The organism is Salinarimonas sp. (assembly GCF_040111675.1).
GTDB lineage: Bacteria > Pseudomonadota > Alphaproteobacteria > Rhizobiales > Beijerinckiaceae > Salinarimonas.
On record NZ_CP157794.1, the window covers coordinates 2,005,966 to 2,030,499 of the forward strand.

At 72.2% G+C, this 24,534-nt stretch carries 17 protein-coding genes; 10 read left to right on the forward strand and 7 right to left on the reverse strand.

Annotated elements, in window-relative coordinates; translation table 11 throughout:
- Window positions 1–3: 3 nt before the first annotated feature.
- Window positions 4–651: an SGNH/GDSL hydrolase family protein gene (locus ABL310_RS09385; RefSeq protein ID WP_349371409.1), complete on the reverse strand. Its 648-nt coding sequence runs from the start codon at window positions 649–651 to the stop codon at window positions 4–6.
- A 260-nt stretch (window positions 652–911) separates the two neighbouring features.
- On the opposite strand from ABL310_RS09385, the gene ABL310_RS09390 reads away from it, so the two are divergent.
- Window positions 912–2,438: an altronate dehydratase family protein gene (locus ABL310_RS09390; protein WP_349371410.1), complete on the forward strand. Its 1,527-nt coding sequence runs from the start codon at window positions 912–914 to the stop codon at window positions 2,436–2,438.
- A 47-nt stretch (window positions 2,439–2,485) separates the two neighbouring features.
- On the opposite strand, the gene ABL310_RS09395 is transcribed toward ABL310_RS09390, so the two are convergent.
- Window positions 2,486–4,024 carry a VWA domain-containing protein gene (locus tag ABL310_RS09395; RefSeq protein ID WP_349371411.1) on the reverse strand — a complete coding sequence of 513 codons (1,539 nt, stop codon included), beginning with the start codon at window positions 4,022–4,024 and terminating at the stop codon, window positions 2,486–2,488.
- A gap of 75 nt (window positions 4,025–4,099) precedes the next feature.
- Here ABL310_RS09395 and ABL310_RS09400 point away from each other — a divergent pair, with 75 nt between their 5' ends.
- Together ABL310_RS09400 and ABL310_RS09405 are read left to right on the forward strand one after the other, a co-directional pair.
- Window positions 4,100–4,891, forward strand: coding sequence for an ABC transporter permease (locus ABL310_RS09400; protein ID WP_349371412.1), 792 nt, complete (start codon window positions 4,100–4,102; stop codon window positions 4,889–4,891).
- Between the two features lie 62 nt (window positions 4,892–4,953).
- Complete coding sequence (locus ABL310_RS09405; RefSeq protein ID WP_349371413.1) at window positions 4,954–5,898, forward strand: ABC transporter substrate-binding protein; 945 nt, start codon at window positions 4,954–4,956, stop codon at window positions 5,896–5,898.
- A gap of 37 nt (window positions 5,899–5,935) precedes the next feature.
- Here ABL310_RS09405 and ABL310_RS09410 read toward each other — a convergent pair whose 3' ends face one another.
- Window positions 5,936–7,462: a hypothetical protein gene (locus ABL310_RS09410; RefSeq protein ID WP_349371414.1), complete on the reverse strand. Its 1,527-nt coding sequence runs from the start codon at window positions 7,460–7,462 to the stop codon at window positions 5,936–5,938.
- Window positions 7,462–9,675, reverse strand: a complete 2,214-nt coding sequence (locus ABL310_RS09415) for a transglycosylase domain-containing protein (protein WP_349371415.1) — start codon at window positions 9,673–9,675, stop codon at window positions 7,462–7,464. Before ABL310_RS09415 ends, ABL310_RS09410 begins: the two co-directional genes overlap by 1 nt.
- Before the next feature lie 357 nt (window positions 9,676–10,032).
- Between ABL310_RS09415 and ABL310_RS09420 the strand changes: the two genes are divergently transcribed.
- Window positions 10,033–14,823: a DUF3320 domain-containing protein gene (locus ABL310_RS09420; protein ID WP_349371416.1), complete on the forward strand. Its 4,791-nt coding sequence runs from the start codon at window positions 10,033–10,035 to the stop codon at window positions 14,821–14,823.
- Here the strand turns inward: ABL310_RS09420 and ABL310_RS09425 are convergent.
- Window positions 14,813–15,703 carry a LysR family transcriptional regulator gene (locus tag ABL310_RS09425; RefSeq protein WP_349371417.1) on the reverse strand — a complete coding sequence of 297 codons (891 nt, stop codon included), beginning with the start codon at window positions 15,701–15,703 and terminating at the stop codon, window positions 14,813–14,815. The genes ABL310_RS09420 and ABL310_RS09425 overlap by 11 nt on opposite strands.
- A 115-nt stretch (window positions 15,704–15,818) precedes the next feature.
- Between ABL310_RS09425 and ABL310_RS09430 the strand changes: the two genes are divergently transcribed.
- Together ABL310_RS09430 and ABL310_RS09435 are read left to right on the forward strand one after the other, a co-directional pair.
- Entirely contained in the window at window positions 15,819–16,973 is a 1,155-nt protein-coding gene (locus ABL310_RS09430; RefSeq protein ID WP_349371418.1) for a TauD/TfdA family dioxygenase, read from the forward strand.
- Complete coding sequence (locus ABL310_RS09435; protein WP_349371419.1) at window positions 16,970–17,917, forward strand: DMT family transporter; 948 nt, start codon at window positions 16,970–16,972, stop codon at window positions 17,915–17,917. The genes ABL310_RS09430 and ABL310_RS09435 overlap by 4 nt, the downstream gene beginning before the upstream one ends.
- On the opposite strand, the gene ABL310_RS09440 is transcribed toward ABL310_RS09435, so the two are convergent.
- The gene (locus tag ABL310_RS09440) at window positions 17,883–18,977 is read right to left on the reverse strand and encodes a substrate-binding domain-containing protein (protein WP_349371420.1); all 1,095 of its coding nucleotides are present in this window, start codon (window positions 18,975–18,977) and stop codon (window positions 17,883–17,885) included. The two genes, ABL310_RS09435 and ABL310_RS09440, sit on opposite strands and share 35 nt — an antisense overlap.
- A 356-nt stretch (window positions 18,978–19,333) precedes the next feature.
- Between ABL310_RS09440 and ABL310_RS09445 the strand changes: the two genes are divergently transcribed.
- The 4 genes from ABL310_RS09445 to ABL310_RS09460 all read left to right on the forward strand — a co-directional run bounded on the left by ABL310_RS09445 (window position 19,334) and on the right by ABL310_RS09460 (window position 23,745).
- A complete protein-coding gene (locus ABL310_RS09445) occupies window positions 19,334–20,611 on the forward strand; it encodes an ABC transporter substrate-binding protein (RefSeq protein ID WP_349371421.1) in 1,278 nt (425 codons plus the stop codon).
- A gap of 175 nt (window positions 20,612–20,786) precedes the next feature.
- Window positions 20,787–21,719: a sugar ABC transporter permease gene (locus ABL310_RS09450; protein WP_349371422.1), complete on the forward strand. Its 933-nt coding sequence runs from the start codon at window positions 20,787–20,789 to the stop codon at window positions 21,717–21,719.
- On the forward strand, window positions 21,716–22,546 hold the full coding sequence (locus ABL310_RS09455; RefSeq protein WP_349371423.1) for a carbohydrate ABC transporter permease: 831 nt from the start codon (window positions 21,716–21,718) through the stop codon (window positions 22,544–22,546). Before ABL310_RS09450 ends, ABL310_RS09455 begins: the two co-directional genes overlap by 4 nt.
- Window positions 22,547–22,641: 95 nt before the next feature.
- Window positions 22,642–23,745, forward strand: a complete 1,104-nt coding sequence (locus tag ABL310_RS09460) for a sn-glycerol-3-phosphate ABC transporter ATP-binding protein UgpC (protein WP_349371424.1) — start codon at window positions 22,642–22,644, stop codon at window positions 23,743–23,745.
- A gap of 18 nt (window positions 23,746–23,763) precedes the next feature.
- Here ABL310_RS09460 and ABL310_RS09465 read toward each other — a convergent pair whose 3' ends face one another.
- The gene (locus ABL310_RS09465) at window positions 23,764–24,516 is read right to left on the reverse strand and encodes a peptidase (RefSeq protein WP_349371425.1); all 753 of its coding nucleotides are present in this window, start codon (window positions 24,514–24,516) and stop codon (window positions 23,764–23,766) included.
- Window positions 24,517–24,534: the final 18 nt, after the last annotated feature.

A 24,534-nucleotide genomic window follows, 5' to 3' on the forward strand; every position in this document is an offset into this window, starting at 1 on the left:
CGCTCAGGGCAGGGCGGTGCGCACGCCGTCCAGGACCGCGTCGGCGATGGCCGCGTGAGCTTCCGCGCCCAGATGGACGCCGTCGAGCGGATCGACCGCGGCGACCCGCCCGGCGTCGACGAAGGGGCAGCCGAGCCGCTCGGCGACGTCGCGCAGGCGCGGGGCGAGGGCGCGGCTCGTCTCCGCGCCGCCGGCGAAGATCTCCGCGAGGCAGCCCGCCTCGAGGATCGGGACCGGCGCCACCAGGAGGAGGGCCGGCGGCGTCGCGTCCGGCCCTGCGGGCGAGGCGCGCACCACGAGCGCGAGCCGCTCGACGGCGAGGGCGATGTCCATGGCCGTCACCGAGTAGCGCGCCTTCAGGTCGTTGGTTCCGAGCATCAGGACGACGAGGTCGATCGGCCGGTGCGATTCGAGCAGGGCGGGGAGGACCGAAAGCCCGTTCTTGTGGGCGCCTTCGATCGGGTCGTCGTGCACGGTGGTGCGGCCTGGGTGACCTTCCTCGACGATCCGGTAGCCGGGACCGAGGGCGGCCTCGAGCCGCCCGGGCCAGCGCACGTCCCGGGGATGGCGCCGCCGCACGGCGAGGCTCGTCAGAGGGATCGCTCCGTGCGTGTTCGAATCGCCGAAGCAGAGGATGGTGCGCTCGCTCACGTCGGGCGGCTCCGGGTTCGGGGTCTGGCGGCGGAGAGCCTAGAGCATCATCCCACCGAGGGGAATCGGGTGGGTGGACGAGACGATGCTCCAGGGAGGAAGCGCTGGAGCGTGCGACCTGATCTCATCGGATCGCGCGCCCGCCGTGGCGGTTCGCGCAAGCCCGGCTCGGCATCCGCGTCCTTGCAGGGCGCGCGCGGCGGCCTGTAGCATCGCGCCGGCGCGGCCCGAGGCCGGCCGCGAGAAGAGGAGCGTCGGCGATGACCGAGCCGAAGGGCAGCGTGCTGCGCCTGCACCCGTCCGACAACGTCCTGATCGCGCTCGAGGCGCTCGCGCCCGGGGCGACGGTCGAGGGCGTTCCGGCCCCGATCCGCGAGGCGGTCCCGCGCGGCCACAAGGTCGCCTGCGCCCCGATCGGGGAGGGCGAGAACGCCGTGCGCTACGGCCAGGTGATCGGGGCCGCGACGCGGCCGATCGAGCCGGGCGCGCACGTGCACGACCACAATCTCGGCATGGGCGATAACCGGCGGGAGCACCTCTACGCCACCGAGGCCCGTCCGCTGCCGCCGGTCGAGGCGCCCCGCACCTTCCAGGGCTTCCACCGCGAGGACGGCAAGGTCGGCACCCGCAACTATCTCGGCGTCCTCACCTCCGTGAACTGCTCGGGCTCCGTGGCGCGCTTCATCGCGGAGGCCGCGGAGGCGGACCCGACGATCCGCGCCTTCACGAACGTCGACGGCGTCGTGCCCATCGTGCACGGAACCGGCTGCGGCATGTCCGGCAAGGACGAGGGCTACGAGACGCTCTACCGCACGCTCAGGGGCTATGCGCAGAACCCGAATTTCGGCGGCATCCTGCTCGTCGGGCTCGGCTGCGAGGTGATGCAGGTGCCCGACCTCCTCGCCGCGGGCCGCATGCGGCCGGACGGAAACTTCCGCTACATGACGATCCAGCAGACCGGCGGCACCCGCAAGACCGTCGAGCGTGGCCTCGCCATGCTGCGGGAGATGGCGCAGGTCGCGGATGCGGCGCGGCGCGCGCCGGCGCCGGTCTCGGCGCTGACGCTCGGCCTGCAATGCGGCGGCTCGGACGGGCTCTCCGGCATCACCGCGAACCCGGCCCTCGGGGCGGCCTCCGATCTCCTCGTGAGGCACGGCGCCACCGTGATCCTCTCCGAGACGCCGGAGATCTACGGCGCCGAGCATCTGCTCACCCGCCGCGCCGTCTCCCGCGAGGTCGGCGAGAAGCTGATGGCGCGCATCGGCTGGTGGGAGGACTACGTCGCGCGGGTCGGCGGCGAGATGAACAACAACCCGTCCCCGGGCAACAAGCGCGGCGGGCTCTCGACCATCCTGGAAAAGTCGCTCGGCGCGGTGGCGAAGGCGGGCACGGCGCCGCTCGTCGACGTCTACAGGTTCGCCGAGCCGATCACGCGGAGCGGCTTCGTCTACATGGACAGCCCCGGCTACGATCCCTGCTCGGTCACGGGCCAGATCGCGTCCGGCGCGAACCTCGTCGCCTTCACCACGGGCCGCGGCTCCGTCTCCGGCTACAAGCCGACGCCCTGCGTCAAGCTCGCGACCAACACCGAGATGTACCGGCACATGGAGGAGGACATGGACGTCGATTGCGGGGACATCGTCTCCGCGGGCGTACCGGTCGCCGCCAAGGGCGAGGAGATCTTCGAGCTCCTCCTGCGCGTCGCCTCGGGCGAGCGCACGAAGAGCGAGGCGCTGGGCTTCGGCGGGGCGGAGTTCGTGCCCTGGCAGATCGGCGCGGTGATGTGAGGGCGGCTCGCGCCGGGCGGCGCGTCGAGGCGCCGCCCGCGGCCGTGTCACTGGGTGAGGCGCACCGATCCGATACGGTCCGCGATCTCGCGGAAGGCGGCCGTCAGCTGCGCGGCCTGGGAGACTTCGTAGTAGTGTTCGGGCCCACTCGCGCAGTCCCGCAGCAGGTTGCGGTTGCCGGCGATCACGCGCACCGTGATCACGGTGATCCCCGCGTCCTTGGCGTTGCGGCACGCGCGCAGCGTCCGGTCGTCGATCGCGCCGCGGCTGCCCCTGCTCTTGTTCTCGGTGTTGTCGCCGTCCGTGAGAACGATCATGTAGCGCAGGACGTCGCCCTGATCGACGCCCCTGGGCAGCGCGCCCGCCTCGGTGAAGGGCTCGCGCGCGGTGAGCAGGGCGAGGCCCCAGCTCACGCCGATCGTCAGGTTGGTGTTGCCCGACGGGGACATGTCCGCGAGGGCGCCGACCAGGCGCGCGTTCTGCGTCCAGACGTCAGCGAGCGGGAAGATGCGCGCGAGCGAGTTGGAGCGGCAGGTCACCGCCGGGTGCAGCGTGCGGATGTCCGTGAGCACCTGCCCATCGTCCACGATGTCGAGATCGCGGTTCTGGTCGCGGTCCCAGACGCAGCCGTTCCAGGTCGCCGGCGCGGGACGCGGGGAGCCGCAGGGATTGCCCCGCTGGGCGTTGCGGTCGCGTCCCGCGAAGCGGAAGATGCCCACGCGTTGCGCGTCGTCGCTGCCGGCGCCGCCGGCGCAGTAGCCGTCGTTGCGCGGTGCGGCGAAGGTGTCCGCGGTCGCGGTCGCGCGGGCGGTCGCTTCCTGGACGTCGAGCGGCATGCGCACCGTCGTGTCGAACGGCACGAGACCGACCCGGATCCGATCCTCCTCGCGCGCCGCCTCGCGCATGATTCCCACGAAACCCTGCTCGTTGTTCGGGTTTGAGCATCGCGTATCGCCGCACAGCGCGCGCTTGAGCTCGGTGATCTTGCCGCTCTGGCCCATCGATCCCGTGTTGTCGAGCACGAGCGCGACGTCGATGTGCTGCATGCCGTAGGTCGACTGGGCCTCGCGGTGGACGTCCATCACGCCCACGCCGATGACGCGCATGAACGCGGTCGAGATCCGCGCCTGGCCGGTGAGGGAGATCGTCTTGTCCGCGCGCACGGCCTTCAGGCCCGTGAGGACCGCGGCCGTCTCCGACCCGAGCCGCTGCTCGACGGTGGTCCGCGCGAGCGCCTCGATCTCGGCCTCGGTCAGGTCCGGGCCCTTGTTCGCGGCCGCGATCGCAGCGACGTCCAGCGCGGATTGGAGGACCGAGGCCGCCTGCTGCGTCCGCGAATAATCCACTGCCGCGCCGCCCATGGCGACAACGGGCACGAGCGCGAGGGCGAAGATGATCGCGACCGCACCCGAGCGGTCGTCCCGCGCACGACGAAGCTGATCCCGAACTCGCATGACAGCTGCCTCCATCGGTCGCCCACAGGAAGACCGAGTTCCTTTGCGGAAGCTTGAGACATTTCGTTCAAATGCGATGGACTTTTGATTTTTTCGATCCCGGCAAAATCTCGAAGCCCGCAGAGATGGCATGATCTGGCTTCATGCGCGCGATGCGGGCCGGGACGGGCGGCGGAGGGCCGCGAGGAGCGGCGAGCAGGAGCGACGATGCGCGAGCACGACGAGGAGACGATGGGCCCTTCGGGCGTCGCACGCGCGGCGGGCGGCGCGGCAGCGGCGGTCGCGCTGCTCGTTTTCTGGGAAGGCGCCGTGCGCCTCTTCGCGCTTCCCGCCTACATGCTCCCTGCGCCGAGCCGGATCGGCGCGACGCTCCTCGCGCGCTGGCAGCTGATCCTCGAGAACGCGCTCGTCACGGCCGCCGAGACGCTGATCGGGCTCGCCGTCGGCGCGGCGGTCGGCGTGTGCGCGGCCCTGCTCATCGGCGGGTCGCGACGGGCGCGCACGACGATCGGCCCGCTCCTGCCGATGGCGCAGGCGATCCCCGTCTTCGCCATCGCGCCGCTCCTCGTCACCTGGCTCGGCTTCGGGCTCGCGCCGAAGATCGCGATGGCGGCCTTGATCATCTTCTTCCCCGTGGCGAGCGCCTTTTACGACGGCCTGCGCCGCGTCGACGAGAACCTGGTCGAGCTCGCCCGTCTCTACGGCGCGGGTCCGTTGCGCCTGCTGTTCATGATCCGCGCGCCCGCCGCGCTCCCGTCCCTCGGCGCGGGCCTGCGCGTCGCGGCCGGCGTCGCGCCGATCGGCGCCGTCGTCGGCGAATGGGTCGGCAGCGCGGCGGGCCTCGGCCATCTGATGCTGCACGCCAACGCCCGCGCTCAGACGGATCTCGTCTTCGCCTGCCTGATCGTGCTCGCGCTCTTTGCTCTCGCGCTCTGGCGCGCTACGGACTGGGCCGTCTCGCGCGCGCTGCACTGGGCGCCCGAGACGTTGCGGGGCTGAGGCGCGACGCTACGCGCGCCCGGCCCGCGGCTCGACACTCCGACCGTGAAAGTCTCCCGTCCATGAAGCGTATCCCCGCAGCTCTCGCCGGGCTCCTCCTCGCCGCCGCCGCGACCGCGCCCGCGCAGGCGGCCGACGAGCTCACCGTCCTGCTCGACTGGTTCGCCAATCCCGACCACGCGCCGCTCGTGGTGGCTCAGGAGATGGGCTATTTCGACGCCGCCGATCTCGACGTCACCCTGATCGAGCCCGCCGATCCCTCCGCGCCGCCGCGCCTCGTCGCGTCGGGGCAGGGCGACATCGCCATCTCCTACCAGCCCAGCCTCTACCTGCACGTCGCCGAGGAGCTGCCTCTGGTGCGGATCGGCACCCTGGTCTCGACCCCGCTCAACAGCCTCGTCACGCTCGCCGACGGGCCGGTCGAGACCCTCGCCGACCTGAAGGGCGCCACGATCGGCTATTCCATCGCCGGCTTCGAGGAGGCCCTGCTCTCGACCATGCTGGCGCAGGCCGACCTGACGCTCGACGACGTCTCGCTCGTGAACGTCAACTTCGCGCTCACCCCGGCGCTTCTGTCCGGCCAGGTCGACGCCGTGATCGGCGCCTTCCGCAATTTCGAGCTCACCGAACTCGCTCTGCAGGGCTCGGAAGGCCGCGCCTTCTATCCCGAGGAGCACGGCGTGCCGACCTACGACGAGCTGATCTACGTCGTGCGCCGGGACCGCGCCGACGAAGCCGTCTTCGCCCGCTTCCTCGACGCGATCGAGCAGGCGACGGTGCACCTCCTGAACCATCCGGAGGAGAGCTGGGAGGCCTTCGTCGCCGCCTATCCGCGCGCGGACGACGCGCTCAACCGCCAGGCCTGGACCGACACGCTGCGCCGCTTCCAGGCGAGCCCGGCGGCGGTGGACCCGGAGCGCTACGCCCGTTTCGCCACCTTCATGAAGGAGCGCGGCCTCATCGACGAGGTCGCCCCGCTCGAGCGCTACATCGGCGCGACGCGCTGAGACGGCCGACGCTCGCCGCCTCCCGCGGCGGGCGTCCTCACTCGCAGGCGGCGCCCTCGGCCGGCGCGGCCGATCCGAGCAGCGAGGCGGCGGCGAGCGGCAGCGGACCGGCCGCGCTCGACGCCGCGGCGAGCGATCCCTGGGTCTCCAGGATCTCGACCGCGCCGAGCAGCGGCGGCAGGGTCAGCCGCGCCACCGGGGCCGGCAGCCCGAGCCGGGCCTGAAGCACGGAGGACGCGGCGTCCTCCACCAGAGCGCGCACCGTCGTCCCCGTCAGCTGCTCGACGAGGTCGCCGAAGCCCTGGTCGATCACGGCGATACGCATGTCGCGTACCTGGGCCCCGATCAGCTCGCGCATCGACATTTCGGAGAGGTCGGCGTCTTCCGGAAGGGACACGTCGACCTCGCCGCTCGCCTGGATCACGCCGGGAACCGCGAGGCAGGACAGGCGCACGCGGGCGCGGCCCGGCCGCACCGCGGCGTCCGCGTCGAGATCGAAGGTCAACGTGTCCGGCGTCCCTGGAGCCTGCGCATCCGCGCGGGCGGCGACCTCGGCCACGATCGGCTCCGCCGGCGAGCCGGCGAACAGGGCGGTGTCGGCCCGCACGCCGTCGATCACGAGCGAGACCCGCGAGGCGGCGTCGCCCACGTGACCGCGCAGGGCGATCTCGGCGGCCAGCAGGGTCGCCGGCTCGGCGCCGGGTCGGCGGGCCTCGAAGCGGAAGTCCTCCATGTCGAAGGTGATCGCGCGCGCGCCCGCGTCGGCGGGCGGTTCCGCGAGGCCGATCGCCGCCTGGATCGCCTGCGTCACGCGCCGGGGGGAGCCGCGGAACGACAGCTCGCCGAGCGCGAAGGCGGCCGAGCCGGCGAAGCGGGCGGCTCCCGAGACGTTGCTGCCGTCGATGCCGGCGAGGTCGAGCACGGTCGCGCCGTCCTCGGCGACGTCGCGCGCGGTGAGCCCGACGAGCGTCAGCGCGTCGGCGGAGAAGCGGGAGGCGAACTCGCGCTGCGCCCCGTTCGGCGCGGGCCGTCGCACCTCGATGGCGAGATTGTCGAAGAACAGGTCCGAGGGCGTGAAGGCGGCGGGCGCCTCGCCGGCGACGGCGGCGCCCAGCGCGCGCAGGGCGTCGGCCGAGAGCACGAGCGCGTCCGCGCCCAGCGTGCCGCCGGCATTCGCGAGGGTGAACCCTTCGAGCACCAGCCAGTCCGCGACCAGATGGGCGCGCGCCGCCTCGATCCGCGTCTCCCGCCACGGCAGCAGCAGCGATACGCCCGAGGCGGTGACCTCCGGAGAGATCCGCACGGCGGCGCCCGCGCGGCCCTCGCCGGCGAGCGCGTGCCCGGCCGGGAGCTCGGTCGCCACGGCGTCGCCGTCCCAGGCCGCGTCGCGCCATTCGGCGCGCTGAAACACCGGATGGGCGTCGATCAGGAAGCGTTCCAGGGCCTCGCTCGGCGCGCCGGCGCGGGGCGGCGGCAGCGTCTGCGCCGCGGCGACGCCGGACGCGCAGGCGAGGAGCGCGAAGGCGAGCGCCGCCAGGCGCCCGCGCGAGAGAAATCCGGTCATCACTGCGCCCATCCCGGCCGCCATTGCTCCGGCGCCGGCCCCTGCGGCTGCCGACCCCGGTCGGAGCCGCGGTTCGCCCACCAATTGCCGAAGCCGCGCGGTTCCGGCTCCGGCTGCGGCTGTGACTGCTCGGTCTCGATCCAGAACGGGGCCTCCTCGCGGGCGAAGAGCCCGGCCTCGACGGTCTCGGTGCTGAGGGCCGCCGCGCGCATTTCCTTCAGGAAGGACGCGGCGATCGGCGCCGCGGTGGAGCCGCCGGTGGCGCGCCGTCCGTTCACGGTCGGCAACGGGTCGTCGTCGTCGCGACCGACCCAGACCGCGAAGGCGAGATCGCCGGTGCGGCCGACGAACCAGGTGTCGCGATGGTCCTGGGAGGTGCCGGTCTTGCCGACGACGCCCTCCGGACCGTTCGCGAAGGCGCCGGCCGCCGTTCCCCGGAGCACGACGCCGCGCATCATGCTCTCGAGATCCTCGAGGTTCTGCGGGCTCGAGATGTCGCTCCGGCGCGGGTCGAGCGCCTGCATGGCGAGCGCCATGCGGTAGGGCGAGGTCTCGACCGCGCCGATGGAAGCGGACGGGAAGAGCAGGCCCCGCTCGTCGGGCGGGTAGAGGCTGGAGGAGACCGCGACGCGGCGCACCTCCTCCATGCCGACATGCATGGCGAGCCGCGCGGCGACCTGGTTGTAGCTGCGCTCCAGCGCGGTGAAGACCGGCACGTAGGAGCCGCCGCCGCCATCGTAGTTCTGCGGCGTCCAGACCTCGTCGCCGTAGGTGACGGCGATCGGCCCGTTCAGCACCCAGTCCTGCGGGCCCACGCCGTTGTCGAGGGCGGCCAGCCAGACGAAGGGCTTGAAGGACGAGCCCGGCTGGCGCTGGGCGCGGGTGCGATCGAAGCCGCTCGCCCAGCTTTCGGTGCCGCCGACGGAGGCGACGGTCTCGCCGGTGTCGAGGTCGATGGCGACGAGCGCGCCCTGCACGCGGGGGCGCCCGCGGACCGTGCCGTCCGGGAAGAGGGCGTACATGTCCCCGAGACGTGCGCCGGACGGCACGCGCGGCGCCTCCGGACGGGTCCCGTCCGCGGCCGGCTCCGGCGGAACGACCGCCCCGTTCGGCTCGACGACGAGGCCGTCGCGGCCGACGACGACGCGGGCGACGCCCTCCGGCATGCGGGCGGCGATCTGGTCGGCGGCGAGCCACAGCGCCTCCGGGTTCGCGGCGGCGCGGTCGATCGCGGTCTCGGCGAGGCGGCCCAGCGGCGCGTCCGGCAGGCGGCGGTTCATCGGCTCCAGGACGGAGTCGAGCGCACGCTGAGCCATCGCCTGCGCGTCGGCGTCGAGCGTCACGCGGAAGGGCTCGTTCTCCGGCTGGCTCAGGTAGGGGCCGTTGCCGAGGAAGCGGCGGGCCTCCGAGATCGCCCAATAGTCCGGGTCCGGCGGCGCCGAGCCGGGCCGCGGTGGCGGCGGCGGCGCGATCGTCGGGATCGGCCGGGCCTTGGCCCGATCGCGCTCCTCGGCGGTGATGAACCCGACCTCGGCCATGCGGTCGAGCACGTGGTCGCGGCGGCGCATGGCGCGCTCGACGCTGCGGGCCGGGTCGAGACCCGACGGCGCGCGCAGCACGCCGGCGAGGAAGGCGTTCTCGCCGAGATCCAGCGCGGCCCAGTCGCGGCCGAACCAGTTCTGGGCCGCGGTGGCGCCGCCGTCCGAGCGCCGGCCGAAATAGACGGCGTTGGCGTAGCTCTCGAGGATCTGGTCCTTGTCGGCGACGCTCTCGGTCATGACGGCCGAGATCGCCTCGGCCACCTTGCGGTCGAGCGTCGCGCGATCGCCGACGAGCGCGTTCTTGGCGAGCTGCTGGGTGATGGTGGAGCCGCCGCCGGTATCGGTGCGCCCGCTGAGCGCGCCGACGACGGCGCGGCCGAGGCCGGCGGGATCGATGCCCATATGGCGCTGGAAGCTGGCGTCCTCCACCGCGACGAGCGCCTGCACGAAATCGTCCGGCATCTCGGCGCGGCGCATCGTGGCGCGATCCACGCCGAGGCGCCCGGCGGGCTCGCCGTCGCGGTAGACGACGGGCACGGAGCGCGAGGCGCCGGCCTCCTCCGTGCCGTGCAGGGCGAGAACCGGCTCGGCGCTGACGACGCCGACCGGTCCCGCCACGACCGGCGCTCCGAGCGCGACGAGCGCGGCGAGTGCGGTGAAGGCGTCCGACATGGTCTCTCGTTGTCTCCGGCAGGGCGCCGCGGAAGCGGGAGTCGGCGGCTCGCACATTCGAGCACGCGCGTGCCGCTTCGTGAACCCTTTGCCGGCCTCCGGTCGCGCGACTTTGCGGCGAGGATGGGGCCTGCCTGTCGAATAATGCGCAGGTGTGGCGAGCTTGCGTCGCTTCGCCGCTCGCGGAGCGTCCTGGGAATGCGGTCCCAGAGGTCGCGGGGCGGCGCCGAGCCGGCGATTCGCGATACGCCGCATGCGTGCGGACGGTTGCCTTTACGCCCCGAGATGGGAATAACGCGTGACGGGCAACGCCCGCCGAGCCACGCCCGATTCCCGGGCCATCGCGACGAGACAACCGTGACGCCCGACGCTTCGCCGAACCGGTCCGCCGGCCGCCTCCAGTCCGTTCTCGAAGCCCGCCTCGCCGAGGCGCGCGCCCGCCTGATCGAGACGGGGACCCGCAATCGCCTCGTCCACACCAATCGCGGCGCGAAGCGGCCGACGACGCTCGGCGTCCTGACGCCCGACACGGACGCCCTGTTCGCCCGGCTCGTCCGCGAGGGCGCCGCCCTGCGCTTCGCGCCCGACCCCGTTCTCGCCGCCCGCGCCGCCGCGGGGGAGGTGCTCGACGAGGAGGAGACCGAGGAAGGCGGCGGCGCCTTTCGCACGCCGGTGGCTCACCTCGCCGCGCCCGACGCGGATGCCGAGATGGACGCCGACACGGATCGCGTCGATCGACTGCGCACGCGTCTGGGTCCGGACGCGCTGGAGAAGCGGCTCCTGCGCTTCTGGCGGGACGCGCGCCTCACCGAGGAGGAGCAGGGCGTCGACATCCTCTATCTCGCGATCGGCTTCCTGCGCTGGTACGAGGACGAGCGCTCCGAGGTCATGCGCGAGGCGCCGCTGGTCCTCGCGCCGGTGACGCTGGTGCGCGACGCCCGTCGCTCCACCTTCGACCTGAAGGCGCGCGAGGAGGACATCGGCCTCAACCTGCCGCTCTCCGAGCGGCTGAAGGAGCAGGGGATCACGCTGCCGGCGATCCCCGAGGGCGACGAGTGGCAGCCCTCGGCCTATTTCGACGCCGTCGCCGCGGCCGTCTCCGGCAAGCCGCGCTGGGGCGTGGATCGCAACGGCGTCGAGCTCGGCCTGTTCTCCTTCGCCAAGCTGCTCATGTTCCACGATCTGGAGCCGGACAAGTGGCCGGGTGGCGCGCTGCTCGGCCATCCGCTGCTGCAGGGCCTGCTGGCGGAGGGCTTCGACGGCGCGGAGAAGCCCGTCGCCGACGACGCCGCGGCGCGGCTCGACGAGCGCTACGCCCCCTCCGACCTCGTCCACGTCGTCGACGCGGACCATTCGCAGACGCTCGCCGTCGAGGCGGCGCGGACGGGAACGGACCTCGTCGTCCAGGGCCCGCCCGGCACCGGCAAGTCGCAGACGATCGCCAACATCCTCGCCGCGGCGGCGCATGACGGGCTGTCCGTCCTGTTCGTCGCCGAGAAGCTCGTCGCCCTCTCGGTCGTGCACGACCGGCTGGAGCGCGCAGGCCTCGGGCCCCTGTGCCTCGAGCTGCATTCGCGCACGGCGAACAAGCGCCTCGTGGCGCAGGAACTCGGCCGCACGCTCGACGGCGTCGCCCGCGCGCCCGATCTCGCCGCGAGCGACGCCAAGCTGCGCGAGATCCGCGATCGGCTCAACGCCATCGCCCGCGACCTGCACCGGCCGGTGGGCGACACCGGAACGAGCCCCTACCGCGCCCTCGGCGACCTCGCCCGCGCGGCCGGCCTCGGGCTCGAGCCGCCGCAGCTCGACTGCCCGGCTCTCGGAACCTGGCCCGAAGACGTCTTCGCCGCCGTGGTCGAGGCCGCGGGGCGGCTCGCGGAGCGCACCGCCGAGCACGGCCGGGCCGACGCGCATCCCTGGCGCGGCGTCGGCGATCTCGCGCTCCAGCCCTTCGACGTCGAGCGGCTCGCGCCCGATTGCGCGGCCTCGGCGGAGGCGCTCGGGAGCCTCGCCGGCCGCGCGGGGCAGGCGGCGGCGGCGTTGGGCTGGCGCGCGCCCGAGACGCTCGCCGAGGTCGCCGGGGTCGCGCTCGCGCTCACGACCATCGGCGAGGCGCCCCCCGACGCCCGCGTTCTCGACGCGCTCGTGACGCTCGCCGACGCCGACCGGGCGCGCGCCGCACGCCTTCTCGCCGAGGCGCGCGACACGCTCGCCGCGATCGAGGCGGACGCGTCCCTCTTCGCCCCCGCGGCGCTGGAGGCCGAGACGAGCGCCGTGCGCGCCGCTCTGGCGCGGGGGGCGGGCTCCTTCTTCGCCCGGCTCGGCGGGACCTACCGCCGCGCCGCCGCCGAGCTCGCCACCTGGGCCGCGGCGGAGGCGCCGCGCGATCCGGCCGCGCGGCTGAAGCTCGCCGACCGGCTGATCGCGCTGAAGAGCCGCCTCGCCGATCTCGAGGCGCTCGGCGCCGAGGCGCGCGGGCTTCTCGGGCCGCTCTGGGCCGGGCGACGCACGGACGTCGCGGGCCTCCTCGCCGCCCTCGACTGGATCGCGGCCGCCGGCCCCCGGCTCGGGGCGCTTCGGGAGGAGTGGCCGCGCCTGCGCGACCATGCCGGATCCGAGGCCGCGCGCGACGCCGGGCGTGCGCTCGCCGTCGCGGTTCGCGAGGCCGCGACCCGTGCGAACGCGCTCCGCGAGCGCCTGCGCCTCGATCTCGATCGCGCCTTCGGGGCGGCGGATCTCGGGTCCGTCGGGATGGGCGATCTCGTCTCGCGGCTCGAGGCCTGGTCGCGCGAGGGCGGGCGCTTCCGCGCGTGGGTCGCCCTCGCCGAGGCCGAGGAGACGCTCGACCGGCTCGGCGCGCGGGACGTCGCCCGGCGGCTCGCCGACGGGCGGCTCGCGCCCGATGCCGTGGCCGAGGAGCTGCGCCTCGCCCGCGCCGAGGCGGTCTGGCGCGCCGCGATCGCCGGCGATCCGCAACTCGGCCGGCTCGACGGACAGGAGCGCACCGCGCTGGTCGAGGCGTTCAAGCGCCTCGAGCACGCGCGCCGCGGCGCCGTGGCCGCGCTCGTCCGCGCCCGCCACGCCGAGGCGATGCCGCGGGGCGCGATGGGCGAGATGGGCGTGATCCGCGGCGAGGCCGCCAAGCGACGCGGCCACATGGCGATCCGCAGGCTGATGACCCGCGCCGGCCCGAGCGTGCGCCGGATCAAGCCGATCTTCCTGATGAGCCCGATCTCGGTGGCGCAGTACCTGCCGCCGGGCCGGCTCGCCTTCGACCTCGTCGTCATCGACGAAGCGAGCCAGGTGCGCCCGGAGGACGCCCTCGGCGTGATCGCGCGGGCGAAGCGCATCGTCGTCGTCGGCGACGCGAAGCAGCTGCCGCCGACGAGCTTCTTCGACCGGCTGACGGCCGACGGCGCGGCGGAGGACGACGGCGAGGATGCCGAGGAGGGCGCCCCGCTCGCCGGGGCCGCCAAGGCGACCGAGCTCGAGTCGATCCTCACCCTGTGCGAGGCCCGCGGCCTCCCGCGCACGCGGCTCCTCTGGCACTATCGCTCCCGCCACCCGTCGCTGATCGCGGTCTCGAACGAGGAATTCTACGACGGCCGGCTCCTGATGCCGCCCTCGCCCGCGGCGACCCGCGACGTCGACGGTCTCGTCGCGACCCGCGTCGCCGGCGCCTACGACCGCGGCGGACGGCGCACGAACGCGATCGAGGCCCGCGCGGTGGTGGAGGCCGCGGCGCGCCATGCCGCCGAGCGGCCGGAGCGCTCGCTCGGCATCGTCACCTTCTCCACCGCCCAGCGCGACCTCGTCTCGGCGCTCCTCGACGAGACCCGGCGGACCGATCCCGTCCTCGACGGCTTCATCGCCGCCCGCGAGAGCGGGGAGGAGCTGTTCGTCAAGAACCTCGAGAACGTGCAGGGCGACGAGCGCGACGCGATCCTCATCAGCGTCGGCTACGGCCCGCGCGAGGCGGGCGGGCGGCTCGATTCCATGAATTTCGGCCCGGTCTCGGCCGAGGGCGGGGAGCGTCGGCTCAACGTTCTCTTCACCCGCGCCCGCTTCCGCTGCGAGGTCTTCCTCTCCTTCGACCCCGCCGAGATCGACCCGAAGCGCGCGAGCGGCGCGGGGCCGCGCGCGTTCAAGCGCTTCCTGACCTACGCGGAAAGCGGCGTGCTGGAGGAGGCGCGCCCCACCGGGCGCGACTTCGAGAGCGGCTTCGAGGAGGACGTGGCGCGCGCACTCGCGGCGCTCGGCTACACGGCCGACCCGCAGGTGGGGCAGGCGGGCTTTCGCATCGATCTCGGCGTGCGCGACCCGGAGGCGCCGGGCCGCTACCTTCTCGCGGTGGAGTGCGACGGCGCCACCTATCACGGCGCGCTCTGGGCGCGCGAGCGCGACCGCCTGCGCCAGGAGGTGCTGGAGGGCATGGGCTGGCGCTTCCACCGGATCTGGTCGACGGATTGGTACTATCGCCGCGAGGCGGAGATCGCCCGCCTGCGCGCGGCGCTGGAAGAGGCCCCGGCCCGGTCGGGCGACGCGCCCCCGGCGGCCGCGCCGCCGCCGCCGCGAATCGATTTCGTGCCCGAGCCGCCGCGCGACCTGTTCGAGGCGCCCCCGACCCCGGCCGGCGACCCTTACGTCCTCGCCTCCGTGCGCCCGCCCAAGGGGATCGAGCCCCACGAGGCGAAGCTCGCGCAGGCGCATCGCATGGTCGTCGAGATCGTCGAGGCAGAGGGGCCGATCCATCGCGACGAGATCGCCAGGCGCTACGCCGCCGCCTTCGGCGCGAAGCGGACCGGCGCGCGCATCCTGGAGACGGTCGACAAGGCGCTGGCCTGGGCGCGCCACAGCGAGGCGGCGCTGGCGGAGGAGGACGGCTTCTGGTTCACCGCCGTCCAGCACGCGGACCCTCCTGTGCGCGATCGTGCGGAGGCGCCCACGACGGTGCGGGACGCGGCGATGATCGCGCCGCTCGAGATCCGCGCCGCCGGCCGGCGCGCCCTCGCCGAGAACGGCGCGCTCGCGGAAGACGAGATGATCACGGCGATCGCGCGTCTCCTCGGCTTCCAGCGCACCGGCGCGGACCTGCGCGCACGCATCGGCGCGGCGATCGCCGAGGCGCCGCCGGCGCCTATGCGGTGATCAGGGGGCGCAATCCGCGCTCGAGCGCCTGCGCCATGGCCCGCGCCGCCGGCGAGACGAGACGGTTCGACGGCGTCGTCAGGAGGATCTCGGAGCCGTCGGCCTGGGCCCAGTCCGGCAAGACCTGGACCAGGCGGCCGGCCACCAACGAGCCGCGCACGTCCCAGTACGACTTCAGCGCGACGCCGAGCCCGGCCTCGCACAGCGGGGTCACCGCGTCGCCCGCCACGCAGCGCACCCGGGCGCGCGGCGCCACGTCGATCCGCCGGCCGGCGGCGTCGCGCAGACGCCAGATCGGCGCGGCCCCGAGGAGGACGCCGTCGGCGGCCCGGAGATCCTCGGGCGTCGTGATCGGCGGGCGCGTCGCGACATAGGCGGGCGAGGCGACGAGGACACGCCTGTTGTCGGCGATGCGCCGCACCCGATGATGGCCCGGCGCATCCCCGCCGACACGAACGGCGATGTCGATCCGCTCGCGATCGAGATCCTGGAAAGCGTCGGTCAGGTGCAGGTCGACGCAGACCTCGGGATGCTCCGCGAGGAAGCCCGCCACGATCGGGGCGACGCAGACCGCGCCAAGTCGCGATGGCGCCGTGAGGGCGACCGCCCCCCTCAGCGCGCCGTCGCGCGGGCGCTCGGCGACGAAGGCGTCCGCCGCCGCGACGAGCTCGCGCGCCTCGGCGAGCTTGCGCGCGCCGGTCGCGGTGAGGAACAGACCCTTCGGTGTCCTGTTGAAGAGCCGCTCGCCGACCAGGGCCTCGAGCCGGTCCAGACGGCGGGCGATGCTCGACGGCGCCTGGTCCTGCCGGCGGCCGACGACGGAGAAGCTGCCGTGCTCCGCCAGCTCGAGCATCAGCGCGAGGTCCGGGATCAGGCTCATCGGCGCACTCCCCAGGCTTTGCGTTGTACGCGAAGCCCTCTCGCACGTTCGGCGTATTCCGAGAATACGTACTCGCCCCATCCTATCGAGCGTGAACGCAATGAAGAGGTGCGAGATGGGACTGCACGACAGCAATTTCACGGCCCAGGCCGTCGTCGAGGTCCGGCCTGAGGCCGATCACCTCTCCGTTCGCTGGGGCTCCGGCGAGGTTTCGCGATTCCACTACCAATGGCTGCGCGACAATTGCCGGTCCAGCGAGCGTTTCGACCTCCGCACCGGCGAGCGGAAGGCGCTGATCGAGTCCGTCCCGGCCGGCCTCGGCGCGCAGAGCGTCGAGGTGAGCGACGGCTCGATCCGGATCGTCTGGTCGGACGGGGCCGCCGAGAGCCGCTTCGCGCCCGATTGGCTGCGTCGAAACGCCTACGACGCGCCGGCCGCGCCGGCGAGGGTCCGCACGACCTGGGACGCCGGCTATGCCGACGCCGTCGCGCGCTTCACCTACGACGAGGTCATGCGGGACGACGCCGCGGCCGCCGACATGATCGGCGCCTTCGAGACCTTCGGCCTCGTGCAGCTGGTCGGCGCCCCCACGGCGGCGGGCGAGGTCGAGCGTTTCGCGTCGCGTCTCGCCTACGTGCGCGAGATCGTCTTCGACCGGATCGCCGACATCAGGGTCGAGGCCGATCCCTACACGCTCGGCTTCACGAACGAAGCCTTGCCGCTGCACACGGACTGCTCCGGATATTCCTGGCCGCCGAACGTCATGGTGTTCCACTGCCTGCGCAACCAGGTCGCCGGTGGGGCGTCGCGCTTCGTCGACGGCGCCCGCGTCGTGGAGGAGCTGCGCGAGCGCGATCCCGAGACGCTGCGGATGCTGACGCGCTATCCCGTCGAGTTCCGCCTCTGGTCGAAGCAGGCCGACACGCTCTCGCGCCGCGCGCCGATCATCCTCGACGACGACGGCGAGCTGGAGATCATCCGCTACGCGAACTGGGCGGTTCAGCCGCTGCGGACGATGCCGTTCGACCTGGTGCCGCGCTGGTACGACGCCTGGCGAGCGCTCGCCGAGCGCGTCAACGCTCCGGAGAACGGCGTGCGGATCCGGTGCGCGCCGGGCGAGGTGCTTCTGATCGACAATCATCGCGTGCTCCACGGCCGCGACGCCTTCGACGTCGAGGAGGGCGTCCGGCACTTCCAGCAGGTCTACATGGAGCGGGACGACCTCTCCGGCTTCCGCCGTGTCGTTCGGGGCATGGGAGGGGCGCGATGATCGCGCGTCTCGCCTCCCTTCCCGTCCTGTGCGGCGCGTTCGTCGTCCTGTGGAGCTCCGGCTTCGTGGGCGCGAAGTACGGGCTCGGCCATTCGGGCGCCTTCACGCTCCTGTTCTGGCGCTACGTGCTGGTCGCGGCCGTCCTCGCCGGGTTGGTGACCCTGATGGGCCAGTGGCGGCGCTTGCCGCCACGCGTCCTGGCGCGGCACGCCGTCGTCGGCGTCCTGGCGCATGCAGGCTGGCTCGCAGCCGTGCTCGGCGCCATCGATCTCGGCCTCTCGGCCGGGCTCGCCGCCTTCATCACGGCGCTGCAGCCGATGATGACCGGCGCGCTCTCCGCGCGCATGACCGGCGAGCCGGTGACCCGCCGCGAATGGTCGGGGCTCGTCCTCGGGCTGATCGCCGTCGCCGTCGTCATCGGCGACGGAATCTCGCTCGGCGGCGCGCCGCTCGCCTACGCCTTGCCGTTCCTGGCGGTCGCCGCGATCACGGTCGCGACCTTGATCGACCGGAGCGCCAATCTCGGCGAGCAGCCTCCGGCCCCGCTGATGCTCGTGACGTTCTGGCACTGCGTCGCCTCGCTCCTCGTGCTCGCGCCCTTGGCGATCGGGCTGGAAGGCCTCGCGGCGGAGGTCACGGCCGGTTTCGTCTTCTCGGTGGTCTGGCTGGCGCTCGTGGTCTCGCTCGCAGCCTTCGGCCTCATGTTCGTGCTGTTGCGTCGGATCTCGGCCTCGCGAGTGGCGAGCCTCACCTACCTGTCGCCTCCGGTGACCATGGTGATGGCCTGGCTCGTCTTCGGGGAGACGGTCACGGTGGCGGGCGTCGTCGGGCTCGTCGTCGCGGCGCTCGCCGTCTGGCTGGCCGCCGCCCCGGGGGCGCCCGCCGCCGAGGCGATCGAGCCGGAGCCGCTCATCGCGGAGGCCGCCGCTCCGCCGCGGGCTTGACGCGCACGCCCGTGGGCCGCGAGCGGGCCCGCGGGCCCTCCCGCGACTCCGGCCGCGCGATCGAGCCGCGGAACACGACGTCCACCGGCCAGACCTCCTGCAGCCGCTCGGGCGGCGTGCCCGAGATGCGCTCGATCAGCATCTCGCCGAGCCGATAGCCCGCCTGGCGGATCGGCGAGAGCATGGTGGCGAGCGGCGGGTCGAAGGTCTCGGCCTTGAGGAAGGGCAGGGCGTCGTCGTGGGCGATGACCGAGACGTCCCGCCCGATCGTCAGGCCGAGGTCGCGTGCGGCGCGATAGACGCCGAGTGCCAGCAGCACGCTCGAGACCACGAAGGCGGTGGGGCGATTGGGCTCCTCGAGCAGGGCGCGGGCGGCGCGATAGCCGCTCTCCTCCGTCATCGGCGCGTTGCGCACGCGGTCCGGGCCCGGCGCGAGCCCGCACGCGGAGAGCGCCGCCCGGAAGCCGCGCTCGCGGTCCTGGGCGAAGGTCAGCGCCGCATCCCCGTTGAGCAGCGCGATGTCGGTATGGCCGAGATCGAGCAGCAGCGCCGTCGCCTTTCGGAACCCCCCCTCGTTGTCGATGTCGAGAAAGGCGTAGGGTTCGCTCGCATCGGTGCGCCCGTGCACGATGAAGGGCGCGCCGCGCGCGGTCAGCTCGGCGATGCGCGGGTCCTCGAGGACGGGCGAGGAGAGGACGAAGCCGTCGACGCGCCCCGCGGCCGCGAGGCGGCGATAGGTCTCGAGCTCCTCCTCGACCGGCGTCGCACGCAGCGACAGCTCCATCTCCGTGCGGGCGATCATCTCGGCGAGGCCGGCGAGCAGCTCGAAGAAATGCGGGTCGACGAGGAGGTTTCGGTCGATGGGAAAGAGGATCGCGACCGTGCCGGCGCGCCCGGTGGCGAGCCGGCGCGCCGCCGGGTTGGGGCGGTAATTGAAGCGCCGCGCGGCCTCCAGCACCTGCCGGCGCGTGGCCTCCGCGACGTCTGGATAGCCGTTGAGCGCGCGCGAGACCGTGGTCTGCGACAAGCCCAGATGTGCGGCCAATTCCTTGAGATTCATCGACCTCGCCCAAAGCGCTTTGGAAGGGCATTTTGAGGGGCTTTACAGTAACATGCAAGGTGTGCTGTTCTATCGAGATGCATTGTTGCGGCGCACAAAAGAAATTGCTGCGCTGCTTCCTTGACAGAATGCTCATACCCGTTCTACCTCTTTCCCAAAGCGCTTTGGAAGGGCAACGGGCGCTGGGCCGCCGTCGCCCCTCGAGGGCCTTCGGTGGTCGACGCCGTCGTCGCCGACCGGACGGGCGCTTCGAAGACTTTGCATATGTGATTTCGGGCGACGCCCGGCATTTCAGGAAGTGGACATCCAGGCGGCGGGCGAATCGACCCGGCCGCGAAAACGGGAGGGAGACAGGCATGAAATTCCGCACTCTCATCGGCGCGTCGGTCGTCGGGCTCACGGCGGCGTTGGCCGCGGGCGGCGCGCAGGCGCAGGGCGCGTCGATCTCGATCTCCTGCGGCGCGGTCGGCCAGGAGCTCGAGCTTTGCCGCGAGGGCGCCGAGGCGTGGGCGGAGGCGACCGGCAACTCGGTCACCGTGGTCTCCACCCCGAACTCCTCCACCGAGCGCCTGGCCCTCTACCAGCAGCTGCTCGCCGCCGGCGCGGCCGACATCGACGTCTTCCAGATCGACGTGATCTGGCCGGGCATCCTGGGCGAGCACTTCATCGATCTCGCGCCCTACATGGAGGGCCAGCAGGACGAGCACTTCGAGGCCATCGTCGAGAACAACACGATCGAGGGCCGGCTCGTCGCCATGCCCTGGTTCACCGACGCGGGCGTGCTCTACTATCGCCAGGATCTGCTCGACAAGCACGGCGCCTCCGTGCCGACCACCTGGCAGGAGCTGACCGACACGGCGCAGATGATCCAGGACGCCGAGCGCGCCGAGGGTAACGATCAGCTCTGGGGCTTCGTCTTCCAGGGCCGCGCCTACGAGGGCCTGACCTGCAACGCGCTCGAGTGGATCGACGCGTATGGCGGCGGCTCGATCGTCGATCCCGAGGGCGAGGTCACCGTCAACAACGAGGACGCCATCGAGGCCATCCGCCTCGCCGGCACCTGGGTCGGCAACATCTCCCCCGAGGGCGTGCTGAACTACGCCGAGGAGGAGGCGCGCGGCGTCTTCCAGTCGGGCAATGCGGTATTCATGCGCAACTGGCCCTACGCCTGGGCGCTGGCCAACTCGGACGACAGCCCGGTGAAGGGCAAGGTCGGCGTCGCGGCGCTGCCCAAGGGCGGCGAGGACGGCAAGAACACCGGCACGCTCGGCGGCTGGAACCTCGCCGTGTCGAAGTACTCCGCCAATGCCGAGGCCGCGGCCGACCTCGTGCGGTTCCTGACCTCCTACGAGGAGCAGAAGCGCCGCGCCATCGAGGCCTCCTACAACCCGACCATCGCCGCGCTCTACGACGACGAAGAGGTGCTCGCCGCCAACCCGTTCTTCGGCGACCTCTACGACACGTTCGTCAACGCCGTGGCGCGTCCCTCGCGTCCGACGGGCGAGAGCTACAACCGGGTCTCCTCGGAGTTCTGGAACGCGGTGCACAACGTCCTCTCCGACACCGCCGAGGCGGAGCCGGCGATCGAGAGCCTCGAGTCCTCGCTCAACCGCCTGAGCCGCCGCGGCTGGTGAGCCGCGCGTCGCGCCTCGCTCCCGCCCGGAGCGTGACCGAAGCCAATGCGCCGCCCGGAGCCCTCCGGCCCGGGCGGCGCGTTCCCCTCGCGTCCCAGTGCGTCGTCGCGTGCCCGAAAGACCATAGCCGGCTCAGGGGCTCGGCGGCGGGGGGAGACACGGAGAGGTCCGTCTCATGGCGATGCCCGCCAAGTCCTCGGAGCTGACCCGCGCGCGCGTGCGCTCGGCTTGGCTCTTCCTGTCGCCGATGCTCGTGGTCCTGGCGCTGATCGCCGGATGGCCCCTGCTCCGGACGATCTATTTCAGCTTCACCGACGCCAGCCTGTCGAGCATCTCGGACTACCAGTTCATCGGCTTCGCCAACTTCCTCGAATATTACGAGGGCGAGTGGTACGGCGTCATCGCCGATCCAGACTGGTGGCGGGCCGTCTACAACACGCTCTGGTTCACCGTGATGTCGGTCTCGCTCGAGCTCGTGCTCGGCATGATCATCGCGCTGACGCTCAACGCCGCCTTCCCCGGCCGCGGCATGCTCCGGGCCGCGATCCTCATCCCCTGGGCGATCCCGACCATCGTCTCGGCGCAGATGTGGGGCTGGATGCTGCACGACCAGTTCGGCGTCCTCAACGAGATCCTGATGACCTTCGGGATCATCTCCTCGCCCGTCGCCTGGACCGCCTCGCCGGACACCGCGCTCTGGGCGGTGGTCATGGTCGACGTGTGGAAGACGACCCCGTTCATGGCGCTCCTCATCCTCGCCGCGCTGCAGATGCTGCCTTCCGACTGCTACGAGGCGGCGCGGGTCGACGGCATCAACCCGGTCAAGGTCTTCTTCAAGGTTACCCTGCCGCTCATCCGCCCGGCGCTGATGGTGGCGATCATCTTCCGCGCGCTCGACGCGCTGCGCATCTTCGACCTGATCTACGTCCTGACCTCCAACTCGCGCGACACGATGTCGATGTCGGTCTACGCCCGCCAGCAGCTCGTCGACTTCCAGGACGTCGGCTACGGCTCCGCCGCCTCGACGCTGCTCTTCCTCATCATCGCCATCCTGGTGATCATCACGCTGACCGCCGGCCGCGTCCGGCTCGGGGAGGACGCCCGATGAGAACGCCCGTCTACGCCAAGGTGGCCTTCTGGGCCCTGATCGTGGCGATCGTGATCTTCTCGATCTTCCCGTTCTACTACGCGATCATCTCGAGCTTCCGCTCCGGATCGGCGCTGTTCTCAACCGCCGTGTGGCCGGACGCGGTCGACATCGCGAACTACGTCTCGGTCTTCACCGGCCAGCCCTTCGGGCGCAACATCCTCAACTCGATCGTGGTGGCGGTCTCGGTCGTGGCGTTGTCGCTCTTCCTCGGAGTCACCGCCGCCTACGCGCTCGGCCGCGTCACCTTCCGGGGGAGGGGGCTCCTGCTCCTCACCATCCTGTCGGTGTCGATGTTCCCGCAGGTGGCGGTGCTGTCGGGCATGTTCGAGCTGATCCGGGCACTGAACATCTACAACACGCTCTGGGGCCTGATCCTCTCCAACATGATCCTGACGCTGCCCTTCACGGTGTGGGTGCTCACCACCTTCATGCGGGAGCTGCCCAAGGAGCTCGAGGAGGCCGCCTTCGTCGACGGGGCCTCGCCCTGGATCGTGGTGCGGCGCATCTTCCTGCCGCTGATGTGGCCCGCCATGGTGACGACGGGGCTCCTCGCCTTCATCGCGGCCTGGAACGAGTTCCTGTTCGCGCTCACCTTCACGCTCTCGTCCGAGCAGCGCACGGTGCCCGTCGCCATCGCGCTCCTCTCCGGCGCGACGCAGTTCGAGCTGCCCTGGGGCAACATCATGGCCGCGTCCGTGATCGTGACGGTGCCCGTCGTCATCCTGGTGCTGATCTTCCAGCGCCGCATCGTCTCCGGCCTCACCGCCGGCGCCGTGAAGGGCTGAAGCGCCCGTCGAGCAGGGGGCGCGGCGCCCGCGCCCTCCATTCCGACATTGATTGAGGCGCGCGCGCCGCGCCGACGAGCGGAGGAGACCCGGCGATGGCCGAAGTGGTCCTGAAGAACGTGATCAAGCGGTTCGGTGGCGTGGAGATCATCCACGGCGTCGATCTCGACATCAAGGACGGCGAGTTCGTCGTCTTCGTCGGCCCGTCGGGCTGCGGCAAGTCCACGCTGCTGCGCCTCGTCGCCGGGCTGGAGGACATCACCGCCGGCGACATGTATATCGGCGACAAGCGGGTGAACGCGCTCAGCCCCAAGGAACGGGGCATCGCGATGGTGTTCCAGTCCTACGCGCTCTACCCGCACATGACGGTCTACGAGAACATGGCCTTCGGCCTGGAGCTCGCGAAATCCTCCAAGCAGGAGATCGACGAGGCGGTGCGCAAGGCCGCGGACATCCTGGAGCTCACCCCGCTGCTCGAGCGCCTGCCCAAGCAGCTCTCCGGCGGCCAGCGCCAGCGCGTCGCCATCGGCCGCGCCATCGTGCGCGAGCCCAAGGTGTTCCTGTTCGACGAGCCGCTGTCCAACCTCGACGCGGCCTTGCGCGTCCAGATGCGCATCGAGATCGCCAAGCTCCACAAGGACATGGGCGTGACGATGATCTACGTCACGCACGACCAGGTCGAGGCGATGACGCTCGCGGACAAGATCGTCGTGCTCAACGCAGGGAACGTGGAGCAGGTCGGGCATCCGCTCGAGCTCTACCACAACCCGCAGAACCTCTTCGTGGCGGGCTTCATCGGCTCGCCGCGGATGAACTTCATCGAGACGACGGTCGACAGCGCCAGCGCCGACACCGTGACGATGGGCCTGCCCGGCGGGGGGCGCGCCGTCGCCAAGGTCGACGGCGCGCGCGCCAGGCCCGGGCAGAAGGTGACGCTCGGCATCCGCCCCGAGCACATCGTGCTCGAACCCTCCGATTCGGAGGTCACCGGCAAGATCGACGTGATCGAGCAGCTCGGGGAGGCGTATCTCCTGCACGTGCGCCTCGCCGACGGCTCGATGGTCACCGCGAAGCTGCCGGGCGATGCGCACCAGAAGGAGGGCGATCAGGTGACGCTCGGCTTCGACGGCGCGCTCTGCCACGTCTTCGACGAAGGCCAGAAGGCGCTTCCCCGGATCATCACCGCCCAGGCGGCGTGACGCGCGCGCCGCTGCGGCTCAGGTCCCGCGCTTGGGCCCGTAGGGCGGGCGCGGGATCGCCATGTGGGCCGCCCGCAAGGCCGCCGACCAGCGCTCGCGCAGGTCGTGGAAATAGGGCTCGCCGGCGTCGATCCGGTGCAGCACCTCCGGCTCCAGCGCGTCCCGGCGCAGCACCATGACGTCGATGGGCAGCCCGACGCCGATATTCGAGCGCATGGTCGAGTCCATCGAGATCAGCCCGATCTTCAGCGCGTCGTAGAGATCGCCCTCGTAGCGTACCGCGCGATCGAGGATGGGCTTGCCGTATTTGTGCTCGCCGATCTGCAGGAACGGCGCGTCCTGCCCGCATTCGATGAAGTTGCCGGCGGCGTAGATCATGTAGAGCCGCATGCTCCCGCCGCGGACCTGCCCGCCGAACAGGAACGAGACGTCGAAGGTGACGCCCGCCGCCGCGAGCGCCTCCCCGTGAACGGCGCGCACCTCGCGGATGGCGCGCCCGACGAGCTCGGCCGCCTTGAACAGGGTCGGCTGGTCCTCGAGCCGCGCGATCGCGCCGGTCTCGGGGTCCTCCAGCCCCTCGTCGAGGAGGCTCACCACCGTCTGGGAGACGGAGAGGTTCCCCGCGCTGGCGAGCGCCATCACGCTCTCGCCGGGGCGGCGGTAGACGGTGAGCTTGCGGAAGGTCGAGACGTTGTCGAGGCCCGCGTTGGTGCGCGTGTCCGCGATCATCACGAGGCCCTGCTCGACGAGGAGGCCGACGCAATAGGTCATGGCGAGTGGGTCCGGGTC

Coding starts and splice junctions, on each gene's coding strand:
- ABL310_RS09390 (WP_349371410.1), top strand. CDS start 912: ATGACCGAGCCGAAGGGCAGCGTGCTGCGCCTGCACCCGTCCGACAAC.
- ABL310_RS09395 (WP_349371411.1), bottom strand. CDS start 4,024: ATGCCATCTCTGCGGGCTTCGAGATTTTGCCGGGATCGAAAAAATCAA.
- ABL310_RS09400 (WP_349371412.1), top strand. CDS start 4,100: ATGCGCGAGCACGACGAGGAGACGATGGGCCCTTCGGGCGTCGCACGC.
- ABL310_RS09405 (WP_349371413.1), top strand. CDS start 4,954: ATGAAGCGTATCCCCGCAGCTCTCGCCGGGCTCCTCCTCGCCGCCGCC.
- ABL310_RS09410 (WP_349371414.1), bottom strand. CDS start 7,462: ATGACCGGATTTCTCTCGCGCGGGCGCCTGGCGGCGCTCGCCTTCGCG.
- ABL310_RS09415 (WP_349371415.1), bottom strand. CDS start 9,675: ATGTCGGACGCCTTCACCGCACTCGCCGCGCTCGTCGCGCTCGGAGCG.
- ABL310_RS09425 (WP_349371417.1), bottom strand. CDS start 15,703: ATGAGCCTGATCCCGGACCTCGCGCTGATGCTCGAGCTGGCGGAGCAC.
- ABL310_RS09430 (WP_349371418.1), top strand. CDS start 15,819: ATGGGACTGCACGACAGCAATTTCACGGCCCAGGCCGTCGTCGAGGTC.
- ABL310_RS09435 (WP_349371419.1), top strand. CDS start 16,970: ATGATCGCGCGTCTCGCCTCCCTTCCCGTCCTGTGCGGCGCGTTCGTC.
- ABL310_RS09440 (WP_349371420.1), bottom strand. CDS start 18,977: ATGAATCTCAAGGAATTGGCCGCACATCTGGGCTTGTCGCAGACCACG.
- ABL310_RS09445 (WP_349371421.1), top strand. CDS start 19,334: ATGAAATTCCGCACTCTCATCGGCGCGTCGGTCGTCGGGCTCACGGCG.
- ABL310_RS09450 (WP_349371422.1), top strand. CDS start 20,787: ATGGCGATGCCCGCCAAGTCCTCGGAGCTGACCCGCGCGCGCGTGCGC.
- ABL310_RS09455 (WP_349371423.1), top strand. CDS start 21,716: ATGAGAACGCCCGTCTACGCCAAGGTGGCCTTCTGGGCCCTGATCGTG.
- ABL310_RS09460 (WP_349371424.1), top strand. CDS start 22,642: ATGGCCGAAGTGGTCCTGAAGAACGTGATCAAGCGGTTCGGTGGCGTG.
- ABL310_RS09465 (WP_349371425.1), bottom strand. CDS start 24,516: ATGACCTATTGCGTCGGCCTCCTCGTCGAGCAGGGCCTCGTGATGATC.